Origin of the sequence: uncultured Imperialibacter sp. (genome assembly GCF_963974565.1) — a bacterium.
Classification (GTDB): Bacteria; Bacteroidota; Bacteroidia; order Cytophagales; family Cyclobacteriaceae; genus Imperialibacter; species Imperialibacter roseus.
Window position 1 is genome coordinate 28,526 of the sequence record NZ_CAXBCJ010000003.1, and the last position, 12,858, is coordinate 41,383.

Below are 12,858 nucleotides of genomic sequence, written 5' to 3' on the forward strand. Positions count from 1 at the left end.
GAATCTTAGTTACTCGCTTGTCTGCTTCGAATGGTACTACTGGCCACGCCAAAGTCTTCAGGCAGCTGCACGTAACTGCAAAACTCGTTAATCGCCACCCTTATCAACGCCATGTGGTGAATAGCATGTTCAATATTGTAGACCAATTCACGAAGGTAGTTGGAGGGTATGCTTACCATTGCTTCCCGGTCAGCCTGTCGGTCTGTTGATCCAAAATCTGCTTCAAGATTCAGCGCAGAATTTTCTTTATGGGATTTTACAAAGTCTCCAATACTTCTCAGGACTTGCCGGGCAAAGTCCATGTCGTCTTCAATCATCTTGTCTCTTCTGCGGTTGTCATAATTGACCACACCGCTGGGAGTGCCGTCCATGAGGCAGATAAAGAATTCTAGCGTGTGCCTTACATGCTGGCCAATAGTTGAGTTGTTGAGAAGTTTAACCGGGCGTGAGTAGTCTTCAGGCTTTAGTTGAACGATTACATCATCAAGCTGAGACAAAACGTTTCCTGTCGTGGTTATTAGGTTCATATATGCTGGGTATCCGAACAATAAAAATACTTACCGATCATTTAACATACGGTCAAATGAAGGACAAAAAGTCAATTCAGAACAAATTTTTTAAAATAGGGATATCATTCTTACGATCTAAAACAGCCACCAGGCTAGCAAGAAATACAATGACAGCATAGGCAAACAACAGGCCACCATCTCCCTGCACCTCGATGCCCAAAAACGCAAAGTGGAAGAACAAGGCTCCGGCCATTAGCCCCATCCCAAGCAGGCCGCCAAGCCAGTAGATTTTTGGGATGAGTAAAAGCACTGATGCAACAAGTTCCATGCAGCCTACCATGTACCTGCCCCAGGGTTCCATTCCGATGGTGCTGAATATATAAATGGACTCTGGTGCACCCGAAAATTTAAAATACAGTGTTTGGAGCATAATTATTGCGGCCACTATCCGCAAAATTATAACTCCGGCCTTCCTGATTTTCATGAGACTTCATTTGAGTGAATAACTCAACAGTTTACGGGAATCAGGATGAATTTAATCATTCTGATTGAAAAAAAGACGGGCTTTAGTCAAATACGAGACAATTCAAGGCAACGCTTGAATAGTTTTCCAAACGAGATCAGACTCGAAGCCACGCTGTAGAAGAAATCGGGCAATTTTGTTGTTACGGTCTGCCGTGCTGGTTGAGCGGGTATCTTTGAGCTTTCTGGTGGCTAAAGTAGTAATCAGTTGTTGGTAGTCTTCTTCGTCTATTTGTTCGAGGCCTTTTTCAATGATGGCACTATCCACCTGCTTCTTCCTCAGCGCATAGCCGATCTTAATCCTGCCCCACTGATTTAATTTGAACTTGTCGTTGGCAAAGGCTCTGGCATACCTGGCCTCATCAAGAAAACCTTCTTTTTTCAGCGTTGCTACGATGTGGTTCTTGTCATCATCAGACAAAGCAGCGCTTCGCAATTTCAAGAGGATATCAGAAACGGCACGTTCCTGCATGGAGCAATAATGCGCCATCTTCGACAAATGCGGTTTTATTCTTTTTTTGTCTGCTTCAGTCAAAGCTATTTGACAAGGCCTTTTCTTTTCAGAATGGTTTCCACAAACTTCACCTCATTCTCGGTGTTAAAAACCTTGAACGGTAGATGAATAATTTGCGCTTTGTTCACAAACAGTGTAAAGGCGTCTTTTTTGACTTGCGCCCGGGAGATATTTTCCCATTTCATTGGCATCCCCTGCTTGGTATTTATTTTGATCAGGATCTGTCGGCTGTCAATTTCATAGCCCAGTTTGTCAAAAAGAATTTTGAATTGCTCCATTTGAGTGGCGCCAGCAAACTGAATCAGCCAAAACAGTATATACAGTACAAGTGCAATGGTAGAGCCAATGAACCACCACCAGCTGGGTAGAAAAAACACTGGCAGATTGAGGCCGACATAGATGAGGGAAACCCACCATTGCTGCTTTAACACGCTCCAAAGAGCAATTTTTATATAAGTATTTTTTGGAAGTTGATACTTCTTGGTTTTTACGATCATGAATTATTCTATTACTACTTTCAAACTTAAATCCAGGCTTTTATAAGAGTGCGTGAGTGCGCCAACCGAAATAAAATCAACCCCGGTTTCTGCTATCTCTTTTATTGTCTTTTCGGTTATTCCTCCGGAAGCTTCCACTTTGGCTTTTCCGGCGATCAAAGCTACTGCTTTTTTCATTTCTGTGGTGCTCATATTGTCGAGCATGATAAAATCGACCCCGCCTTCTGCCAAAACTTCATTAACTTCTGCCAGGCTTCTGGTTTCAACTTCAATTTTAAGGTCTTTTCCTTCCTCTTTCAAGTAGCTCCTGGCGGAATGAATAGCTGGACCGATGCCCCCGGCCATATCGATATGATTGTCCTTGAGCATGATCATATCGTAAAGGGCGAAGCGGTGGTTCTTGCCGCCTCCGATTTCAACTGCCTTTTTCTCCAGCAACCGGAAGTTCGGTGTCGTTTTTCTCGTGTCCAACAGCTTAGCCTTTGTATGCGAAATCATGCTACTTAAACTATTTGTATAGGTAGCAATTCCACTCATTCTTTGTATGCAGTTGAGCACCAACCTTTCTGTGGTTAGGATCGACCTGGCACTTCCCATTAGCTCAAAGGCTATGTCGCCTGCCGTCACCGCTGAGCCATCTTCAATGTGCTGGGTAAACTGAAGAGCGGGATCGTATTTGTGAAAGATAAATTTTGCCACGTCCATTCCGGCTATAATGCCGTCGTCCTTCACCAGAAGCCTTGCTTTGCCTTGCTTTGCCGCAGGCACAGTGGAAAGAGTTGAGTGATCACCCTCGCCAATATCTTCCGCCAGGGCATTTTCCACAAGTGCTTTGAGTTGCGTGTAAAAGAAGTCCTCCTGTTTCACGTCGCAAAAATAGGCAAGCGATTTTTATTTAGTGGGGAATGATCGAAAATCTTGGTTAATATTTAACCAGTAGTTGACCGCAAATTATCCAGCCCAGCCCTCTCTGTCCAAGCTCCTGTACTGAATAGCTTCGGCGAGGTGTTCGATCCTGATTTCCTCGGTGCCAGCCAGGTCTGCAATAGTTCTCGACACTTTAAGAATACGGTCGTAGGCCCTGGCCGAAAGGCCCAGCCGCTCCATGGCAGTCTTGAGTAGCTTTTTCCCTGCTTCGTTGATCTGGCAAATGTCTTTCACCATCGGGGGTGGCATCATTGCATTGCTGAAAATGGTGGGGTGATCTTTGAACCGTTCGGTTTGGAGCAGCCGTGCGCTGATCACCCTTTCCCTGATTTGCGTGCTTGTTTCCGCTTGCCGGTCTGCGGTCATTTCGTCAAAGGAGACAGGCGTGACCTCCACATGCAGATCAATCCGGTCGAGCAATGGGCCGCTGACTCTGTTAAGGTAGCGCTGTACTGTGCCAGGTGGGCACACGCATTCCTTCTCAGGGTGATTGTAATAGCCACAGGGGCAGGGGTTCATGCTGGCCACCAGCATAAAGTTGGCGGGAAAGTCGATGGACACTTTGGCCCTGGAAATGGTTACCCGCCTCTCTTCCAGTGGCTGCCGCATTACTTCCAGCACGGTTCGCTTAAACTCCGGTAGTTCGTCAAGAAACAGTACACCATTGTTCGCCAACGAAATTTCACCCGGCTGGGGAATGCCACCTCCTCCAACAAGTGCAACGTCAGAAATGGTGTGGTGCGGTGAGCGAAAAGGCCTTGTAGCTACAAGTGAAGCATGAGCCCCAAGCTTTCCGGCGACAGAATGAATCTTGGTTGTTTCGAGGGCCTCGTGAAGGTTCAGCGGTGGCAGGATTGAGGGAAGCCGTTTGGCCAGCATGGTCTTGCCTGCCCCCGGAGGGCCAATCATGATCACATTGTGGCCGCCAGCAGCGGCAATTTCCAATGCTCTTTTGATATTCTCCTGTCCCTGCACCTGAGCAAAATCTGCCTCATACCCATCATAGGTATCTTCGAAAATGCTTCTTGTATCTTTTTTTAGCGGTTCAATTTCAAGCCTGCCCTCCACAAACTCAATGGCTTCATTGATCGTCTCAACCCCAATAATATCAAGCTTATCGACGATGGCTGCTTCAGAGGCATTTTCCTTTGGCAGGATGAAACCTTTAAATCCTTTCTTCCGAGCCTCAATGGCAATCGGTAAAACGCCTTTGATGGGTCGCAGCAGGCCGTCGAGTGAAAGCTCACCCATGATGATGTACTGCTCAAGCGCTTCTGTAGTTAGCTGGCCCGATGCCTTTAGAATGCCCAGGGCGATTGGCAGGTCGTAGGCGGAGCCTTCCTTTTTTATGTCGGCTGGAGCCAGGTTCACTACTGTTTTTATCCTTGGCATAGAATAGCCAAAGTATTTAATGGCCGATTCTACTCGCTGCTCACTCTCTTTAACGGCATTGTCGGGCAGGCCCACCATAAGAAACTTGGTGCCGGCGCTCACATTTACCTCAACGGTAATGATAGAGGCGTCTACTCCATATACAGCGCTTCCAAAGGTTTTTGCCAGCATCAGTACCCCAATTTCTTTTCAATGAGAAGAATAAAAATATGAATGACTTTGATGTGGATTTCCTGAATCCTGTCAGCAAAGCCAAAATGCGGCACTCTTATTTCCACATCGCCTGCGTTGGCTAGTTTACCACCATCCTTTCCGGTGAGCAAAATAATGCGCAATCCCTTTTCTTTTGCCTTGGCAACCGCTTCGATGATGTTTTTGGAATTGCCGCTAGTTGAGATACCCAGCAGCACATCGCCCGGCTGTCCAAGCCCCTCAATATATCTTGAAAAGATGTAGTCAAAGCCGTAATCATTGCCCACGCAGGTAATATGGGTAGGGTCGGAAATTGAAACCGCTGGAATTGAGGGCCTGTCTCCTCTGTACCTCCCGCTTAGTTCTTCAGCAAAATGCATGGCATCCGACATTGAGCCACCGTTCCCGCAAGAAATTATTTTTTTTCCTTCCAAAATGCTCGTTACCATCAGGTCAACGGCCTTTTCGATGCTTTGAGCAGTAGCAGGGTCTGAGAGAAACCTTTCAAGAAGTTGATGAGCTTCTTTAAGCTCATTCTCGATCAATTCTTTCATTTTTCGTCGGAAGAGCTTGGTTGCGTTGTGGTAATCGACGGAGGAGTGGTCTTTTGCTCCCTGTCGTAAAGTTTTGCCTTCAAATCGTTAACCTCCCCTTCAAGACGGGCAATCTTTCTTCTAAGGAAAAGCTTCCCAAAGAAGTCAGAGAAAAGTATCAGGAAGCTAAATACAACAGCAAGGATGGTGAATATCTGGAACGATCTGAAGTAAGTTTCTAGAAACGAGATCACACCGAAATAACCTCCGAATGTTTCTTTTAAATAAAGGTAGAAGGCATCTTCTGTGGCGTCTGGCACTTTCAGAAGTTTAACGCAAAGGTACAGGAGCATCAGAGCGTAAAGGACGTAGACCAGATAAAATATATACCTAAAGCGTTTAAGCATTATTTTTCGATAACTAATGAGGCTAAAATGTAGTTAGAATGAGTGAGTAAACAAAAAAACGATATACTTCAATTTCAGAACTAACGTGTCTGGTAGAACCCAACCGGATCGTACCCAGGACGATAGTAGCTAATGTTTAAACGAGGAAATTTCTTCGACGTTGCTATGAGGCTTTGTTCAAAATAAAGAAAGACTATAGGTCGCTCTTCGTGCAGAATTTGTTGCAATTTTTTCAAATGAATGGCCATCTCTTCTCTTGAGGTAGATAAGATGGCCTTTTCAATTTCCCGGTCGCTTTCATCAGTTCCGAAGCCAGAAAAATTCATTTTACCCGGAGCAGCCGACGCAGTGTGGAACAGCGGAGAGTAATCATAGGCCTGTGGCGAGCCAACAAATGAATAGAGTACAGCGTCGAATTGGTGCGATCGCAGCCTTTTTAAAAGCGTGCCTGACTCCTCCGGCGCCAGGTTTACCTGCACGCCTATTTTCTTTGCCTCGCTTTGCACAATCAGCGCTATTTTTTGATAGTCCGGATTTGCCCCGTTGTAAGTGAGTTCGAAGTCAAGTGTTTCTTCAGCGTCATTCTTCCAGTTATTTCCGTTGAAGTTCCACCCTGATTTTTCAAGTAGGGCCCTGCTTTGGTCTGGGTTATAGGCGTAGGTGCTTATGTCGGCGTTGTACAGATCCGATAAAACCGGATGTACCGGCCCGACAGTAGGCTCAGCATAACCAAGGCGGACTGCGTCGATGATGCCCTGAACGTCGATAATATGGGAAAGAGCAATTCTCACGTCCTTGCTGCTAAATTTTGGCTGACGGGTATTAAAGCCAAAAAACACAAACTTGAACCCGGCTAGCCTGAAGAGATTAAGCGTGTTTGAGGTTTTGTTAAAGGCTTCCAGCTGAACAAACTCGGTGGCAGGAATCTGGGTAATAACGTCTACTTCATTGTTTTGCAGAGCAAATCTGGCGGCCGTGGGATCAGTTATCATCACATAGTTGATCCTGTCAGCCAACTGAAACTGCGAGGGCAGCTTTTCTTGGTCTGTTTCGCTCAGCGTAAGGCTAATGCTTTGGTCAGGATAGTAGCTCTCGATTTGGTAAGGGCCAGAACCTTTAAAATATACGGAATCGAATGGGGCAATGCTATTGAAACCTTCGAAGTATTTTTTTACATCATCTGGTGCGTTTTCGTCATTGAAGGTGCTTATCTCTTCCAAACTATAAGCTCTCAATGCTTTTTGAGGGTCAAAAATGTGTTCGGGCATAACAAGGAAATCTCCGGCTACTGACCTGCTATATTCCGGGTTGCCATGCGTTTCGAGCTGAAAAAACCGGGCGTTGGCAGAGTCTGGGTAAAAAGCTTTGATGGCATCTAAATGAAAGCTTCCTGAAGAAATCCCGCTTCTGAGCCTGCATTTATTAAGTTTTAAGGTAAAAAGCACGTCTTCTTTTGACACAGGAACGCCATTCACCCATTTGGCTGAGCTCTTTAATGTAAAGCCAAATAAACTAATTGTGTCATTTATAGGTATTTTTTCAGAAAGTTCCGCTAAATTTGAGACTATCTTATCCGTCGAATCTCTTTCGCTTAAAAATTGAAATATAATCCCATCGAACTCGTTTGTTTTGATGGGCGAAAAGCTTTCTGGGAAGCTATTGATTTGAATCCTTAATTGCGAAGGATAATCAGCCTGCGAAGTGCACCCAGCAAGAAAGAGTAGGGAATAACCTAATAACCTTAATTTCTTATTCATAAAAAAAGCCCCTCAAAGAGGAGCTAATTTAAACCTGAGAAATGATTATTAGTAATATATTGGATTATAATCCACCTGGCTCCCAACCGTCATCACCGCCCGTCTTAATGATGTGAAGTGATTTCTTTGCCTTTTTTGAGGTGTGAGAAGTGGTTGTTTTAGGAGCGGAAAAATAAAGTCCTAATGATAGAATCATAAAGAAAACATACTGTGCCATAGGTCAAGCGATTTAATTGTTTAAAATTGTATGGCACGAAGATGTGGCTGTGCTTTGGAAAAAAAACTGACACTTTGTAACTTGACGTAACTATAACAAAATGTAGTTGTTATGGTGTATATATTAATCTAGTGAGTATTTAGCAAGTAAGTAATTGTATTGAAATGGAGGAGATAAAAAAATTAGTACGGATTATAACAACAAGGGTAAAGAAAAACGTTTCGCTGATTGATGTTATTAGTCATGACGAAAACCCTAGCAAAGAACAGCAGCTTTTTAATGGGATTCAAAAAGGGCTGTACAACACAGATGATGAAGCCTCTTTGGGCATGTATGAATCGGACTCCACCGACCAGCGTTTCCGGATGCTCAAATCACGCCTGCGGTACAAGCTCTATAATCTACTTTATTTTGTTGATTTCAACGACTCAAAAGTGAACATCGGATTCCCATACGAGCAGGAGTGTCACAGTTACATTTTCAGAGCCAAAATATTGTTTAAGGAAGGCGAGTATGAACTGGCTGAAAAGCATATCAACAAGGCTCTGGCGATATCAAGGGAAGCAGAGTTTACAGAATTGACACTTTCAGGTCTAAGAATACTGAGGACAATTTACTCTCAAATGTGCAGACCCAATCATTTGAGGAAGACGATTGGGCGGATCAAGAAGTATGAAGAGTTGCTTAAAATAGAGGAGGAAGCTGAAAGTATCTTTTGTATGAAGAAAATGCAGCTTCAAAAGTCAGTTCATTCCAGGAAGACTCACCTCGATTCGACGTTGAAGTCGGTGCAACAATTGCAGAATCTTTGGGAAAAAAGTAAGTCATACAATGTATTTGAACGCTATTATAGGTTAAAAATAAGGTCTAACGAGCTTCTGGGGGAGTTTGAAGGAATTCTTCAGGTTACGGGAGAGGCTGAGGAGATGGTAAAAAAGGGGATAATTAACCCACTTAGATTTGATGTGAGATATAACGTTTACATTAAGACATATGCATACCTCAGGGCGAAGGACTACAAGAATGGTATGAACTACGCTAAGGCCGGTTTGGAGCATATCGGCCGCTCTTCACGTAATTGGTTTTCTCACATGGAGAACTACTACTTAATGGCGCTGCATAGTGGAAACTATGAATTGGCGGAAGATCTTATTGGTCAGGTGCAGAGAAACCCTCACATGGAAAAAATTTCCCAGATGGCAAAAGAGAGGTGGGAGCTGTACAAAGCCTACTTGTATTTCCTTATGCCAAATAGGGACGTGGAGGATGTGCTCGATTTCTCCAAAATTTACCAGAAGCTGCCCTTTTATACACAAGACAAGCAGGGGCTCATGGTCGCCATTATGATCCTGGAGTTTATCGATCTAATGAAGAAAGATAAACTGGATATTGCGCTCACCAAATTGCCAAACACAGAAAAGTATATTTATCGCTACCTCAACGAAAACCCGGAAAGCCAGCGGGAGAAGCTGTTCCTTAAGTTGATCACCATTATGGTGGAAAGTAGCTTTAACCCCACAATAGCAGCTAAGAAGGGAGAAAAGTATTTCAATAGGCTGAAAGGCACGCCAGAACCTGGTGATGCATTTGCAGAGATAGAAATTGTGCCTTACGAACAACTATGGGAAATGATGCTTCAAAACATGGAGCATTCGTTTGTCAAGCTGGACTTCGGCAGGTAGATGAAACTTTGATTAGGTCGATGCTTGTCATATGTTGATATGACAATATAACCCTGCTGGCTCTGTCAGCAGGGTTTTTATTCTTTTAAACTCAGGTAGATTTTCTAGAACGACTGCATTTCGATCAGCCTCGAATAGAGACCAGCTCTGGCAATCAACTCATTGTGGGTTCCCTGCTCGGCGATTTGTCCATTCTGCAATACCACGATAAGGTCAGCATTTTGTATCGTGCTCAGTCTGTGGGCAATCACTACCGACGTGCGGTTTTTCATCAGGTTGGTGAGGGCCTCCTGCACCAGCTTCTCCGACTCCGAATCAAGTGCCGAGGTAGCCTCGTCGAGAATCAGGATTGGTGGATTTTTGAAAATAGCCCGTGCAATGCTCAGCCTTTGCCGCTGACCACCGCTGAGTTTCACGCCTCTGTCTCCTATTTCTGTATAATACCCTTCGGGCATTTCAGCTATAAACTCATGCGCATTGGCGATTTTGGCCGCAGCTATTACTTTCTCCTCATCAGCATCGGCTACGCCAAAGGCGATATTATTCAACACCGTGTCGTTAAAGAGAATGGACTCCTGGGTTACAATGCCCATCTGCTTGCGGATTGAGTCCATGGTGTAGGAGGTGAGAGGCTTCCCATCGATGCACACTTCCCCTTCGTTGGGGTCGTAAAACCTCGGTATAAGGTCGGAAAGAGTGGATTTTCCGCCTCCGGATGGGCCGACAAGTGCTACTGTTTTCCCTTTTGGGATACTTAGGTTGATGTTTTTCAGTACCAGCTCTTTTTCGTAGGCAAACGAAACGTTTTTAAATTCGATTGACGTGCTGAAAGATGGAAGTACTGTGGAACTCCGGGCGTCAGTAATGGCCGACTGCGTATCGATAACCTCGAAAATTCTTTCACCGGCAGCCAGCCCCCTTTGGATATTACTGAAAGAAGACGACATAGCCTTTGCCGGGGGTAATATTTGGGAAAATATGATAAGGAATGCAAGAAACTCTGAGGGGGTAAGGGTGGAGTTGTCCTGCAGGATGAGGTTGCCACCAACGAGAAGGATTCCGGCGACGACTGAAACGCCGAGAAATTCCGAGATCGGCCCTGCCATTTCATACCTTCTGGCAATAGACACATTCTTTCTGGCGTAGTATTGAACCTCTTTTATGAACTTTTGGAACACAAACCTGGTAGCGGTGAACGCCTTGATAATCCGAATGCCGCCGATGCTCTCATCAAGGATGTTATTGATATTCCCAAGGGCCTGCTGGCTTTGATGTGCCCGCTTTTTGAGTCGTCTGGCAATGCCGGCGATGAGGCCACCGGAGATGGGCAGCAGCAGCATGGTGTATAGGGTGAGTTCCACAGACATGCTGAATAGCACAGCGAAATAGCCTATGATCATGGCTGGCTCTTTGAAAAGCACCTTCAAAGTGCTCACCACCGAGTGTTCAACTTCTTGCACATCATTGGTAACACGGCTGGTGATGTCTCCCTTTCTGCGCTCTGTAAAAAAGCTGACTGGAAAAGAGAGAATGCGTTCATACACCAGGCTACGGAGGTTTTTGATGACCAGCGCCCTTATTTTTGCCAGCATTACCGCAGACAGATATCTGAATAAATTGGCGAGAAACACGGAAACTACAATGACTGCGCAAACAAATTTCAAGGCGCCGGTTTTTCCAGCGGTGTCGATAAAACCAGAAAAATGATAATAGAAAAGGGATTTGAAATAGTCGACGCTGATCGTGAACTCGGGTAGGCGTTTAAGGTTCTCCAGCTTCTCCGGCTCTATCTGATCAAAAAGTATTTCGAGCAGTGGGATGAGCACAGCAAAGTTCACCAGACTGAATACGACCTGGAGAATGGTGACCAGTATATAAGTGGGAATAAACTTCCCGAAAGGGCGGGCAAAAGAAAGAAGTCTGAAATAGGTTTTCATTCAACAACGTGAAGTGAGGGCGCAAAGGTAGAGCCTAATGCTGTCAATTAGAAATAATGATGTTTTGTGTCGGTATTGAGCCGGATGCCAAAACCAAAGAACTGATCATTTTTACGCAGCGAAATACTTTCTTGTTGCTCTTTGCGGTAAATGAATCTGGCATCAATGAAAAGATTGTGGAGCAACTGATAGCTGGCCTGTAAGCCCACAAGGTTGATTTTTGTAACTATTCCCTGGCCTGTGGAGTTTCCAAATTCTCTTTCAAAGGTAGCATAGGGCAGTAGTGGATTTCTGCCCCAGTTCGACGCTAATGTATCCTCACCCTGGGAAGCAAGCATTGCCCTGGCAGCGAGTTGAAGCTTTCCAATTGGTTGATACCTAAGCACAGCCACCCATTCTTTGAAATTTGCTCCAAGCGGGTTGGCCATCGGTTGCCGGTAGTGCGTGAAGCTGGTGTAGCTGCTCTGATGGGCGTATGTGTAAGGCCGTGCGTAGTTGTGTTCAAGCTGAAGGTCGAGATTGGAGACGTTGGCCACATCCACCCATTTCAAACCAAGTTGATAGGCGTATTTGTTCGACCACCAGCCTGTCTTGTTTTTCAGGTTGGTAAACGATAGTTCGTCCAGCAGGAATTGCCCATAAGCCGAAAAGTGGTGAGCAAAATTCCATTTGGCATCAAACCCAACAAGCACATTGTCGGGGCTGCCCAGCTGCTGTTCGAGCCCTCTGTAGAAGATAAACGGGTTAAGATAGTTGGGATCGAACGAGCCGGTTCGTAACGAGTCTTCAGGCGAAAACATCACAGCCTCAAAAAGGCCAACGTTGAAGTTTTTGGTGACTTGCCAGTTGAGCTGGTGCATCACCAGGTTTTTGTTGGGGAACTCCTTAGTGCCCAGCAACCCGTCGTTGTAGTAGAATACATCTGCCTTGAGACGGGCGATAACATTAGTATAATTGAACTTCCAGATCTTCGCATTGAACCGAAGGAAAAAATAGTTGTTCGAAAAGTCGGAAAGAAACATCGACCGCATGCCGTTGCCCACGAAGAGCTTATCATGCCCAGCCTGCAAGTGGATGTGTTTTGTGGGACTAAAAGTTAAATAACCATTGGCGGTAATGTAGTCGGTTCCGGCTTCTCCAAACCGCTTCCAGAAACCTTCGTTGGGCACCACATGCCAGCGGTCGATCCATCGCTGTGTGTAGGCCGGAAACACTGCCTGATTCTCGGTGAGGTAGGTATAAAAGCCCAGTTTTTCATCGATTCTGCCCCGAACCACTATGCCACGTGTATTGATAAATGGCGTTGAGGGAGAATTTGCGTCGTGCCCCACATCAAATTGAAAAACAGGGCTGACGTGAAGATCAATACCATCTTCCTGCACATGAAAGGCGTCGGACGGTGTTCTGTAGAAATACTTCAGAATAGGTTTTTTGCTTTGGGGCGCTGCTTCCAGACTGTCGGCAAAGAACTCCCAGTTGTCCTGTCGCAGATATTTTTCATTGAACTTGTCAGACGAGCTCTTGAAAACACCAACGTTGGACACCGAATCGACAAACGCAGCTGCCGACTGGCGCAGTGTTGGCTTGAAAGAGCTGAAATAGCCATCGTGCATCTTTCCGCTTTTGATCTCGTACCGGTCAAGCAGGTGGTAGTAGTCGCTCCACAACGGCACATTGGCGCTTTGGGCAAATGACTCGGTTTGGGCCAGGCAAAATAAAAGGAAGACGAATGCTAAGTTTTTTTGCATGCAGCCGCTAAAATAACAGGTTTA

At 45.2% G+C, this 12,858-nt stretch carries 12 protein-coding genes; 1 reads left to right on the plus strand and 11 read right to left on the minus strand.

What is annotated here, in order from left to right:
- Positions 1-5: 5 nt before the first annotated feature.
- The 9 genes from AAC052_RS05155 to AAC052_RS05195 form a co-directional block, all read right to left on the minus strand.
- Entirely contained in the window at positions 6-527 is a 522-nt protein-coding gene (locus tag AAC052_RS05155) for a DinB family protein (RefSeq protein ID WP_317488615.1), read from the minus strand.
- Between the two features lie 76 nt (positions 528-603).
- A complete protein-coding gene (locus AAC052_RS05160; protein WP_317488614.1) occupies positions 604-993 on the minus strand; it encodes a DoxX family membrane protein in 390 nt (129 codons plus the stop codon).
- Between the two features lie 102 nt (positions 994-1,095).
- Positions 1,096-1,521 carry a regulatory protein RecX gene (locus tag AAC052_RS05165; RefSeq protein ID WP_339811480.1) on the minus strand — a complete coding sequence of 142 codons (426 nt, stop codon included), beginning with the start codon at positions 1,519-1,521 and terminating at the stop codon, positions 1,096-1,098.
- Between the two features lie 47 nt (positions 1,522-1,568).
- Positions 1,569-2,042: a YcxB family protein gene (locus AAC052_RS05170; protein ID WP_317488612.1), complete on the minus strand. Its 474-nt coding sequence runs from the start codon at positions 2,040-2,042 to the stop codon at positions 1,569-1,571.
- A 3-nt stretch (positions 2,043-2,045) separates the two neighbouring features.
- Complete coding sequence (gene nadC / locus AAC052_RS05175; RefSeq protein ID WP_339811481.1) at positions 2,046-2,909, minus strand: carboxylating nicotinate-nucleotide diphosphorylase; 864 nt, start codon at positions 2,907-2,909, stop codon at positions 2,046-2,048.
- An 84-nt stretch (positions 2,910-2,993) separates the two neighbouring features.
- Entirely contained in the window at positions 2,994-4,532 is a 1,539-nt protein-coding gene (locus tag AAC052_RS05180) for a YifB family Mg chelatase-like AAA ATPase (protein ID WP_152001755.1), read from the minus strand.
- The gene (lpcA, locus tag AAC052_RS05185; RefSeq protein ID WP_317488610.1) at positions 4,532-5,107 is read right to left on the minus strand and encodes a D-sedoheptulose 7-phosphate isomerase; all 576 of its coding nucleotides are present in this window, start codon (positions 5,105-5,107) and stop codon (positions 4,532-4,534) included. The genes AAC052_RS05180 and lpcA overlap by 1 nt, the downstream gene beginning before the upstream one ends.
- Entirely contained in the window at positions 5,104-5,493 is a 390-nt protein-coding gene (locus AAC052_RS05190) for a hypothetical protein (RefSeq protein ID WP_317488609.1), read from the minus strand. Before AAC052_RS05190 ends, lpcA begins: the two co-directional genes overlap by 4 nt.
- A gap of 80 nt (positions 5,494-5,573) precedes the next feature.
- Entirely contained in the window at positions 5,574-7,250 is a 1,677-nt protein-coding gene (locus tag AAC052_RS05195; RefSeq protein WP_339811483.1) for an ABC transporter substrate-binding protein, read from the minus strand.
- 381 nt (positions 7,251-7,631) lie between these two features.
- On the opposite strand from AAC052_RS05195, the gene AAC052_RS05200 reads away from it, so the two are divergent.
- On the plus strand, positions 7,632-9,149 hold the full coding sequence (locus AAC052_RS05200; protein ID WP_339811486.1) for a hypothetical protein: 1,518 nt from the start codon (positions 7,632-7,634) through the stop codon (positions 9,147-9,149).
- A gap of 104 nt (positions 9,150-9,253) precedes the next feature.
- On the opposite strand, the gene AAC052_RS05205 is transcribed toward AAC052_RS05200, so the two are convergent.
- Positions 9,254-11,086, minus strand: coding sequence for an ABC transporter ATP-binding protein (locus AAC052_RS05205; protein WP_317488605.1), 1,833 nt, complete (start codon positions 11,084-11,086; stop codon positions 9,254-9,256).
- Between the two features lie 47 nt (positions 11,087-11,133).
- Positions 11,134-12,834 (minus strand): hypothetical protein, encoded by a 1,701-nt coding sequence (locus tag AAC052_RS05210; RefSeq protein ID WP_339811489.1) that lies wholly within the window; start codon positions 12,832-12,834, stop codon positions 11,134-11,136.
- Positions 12,835-12,858: the final 24 nt, after the last annotated feature.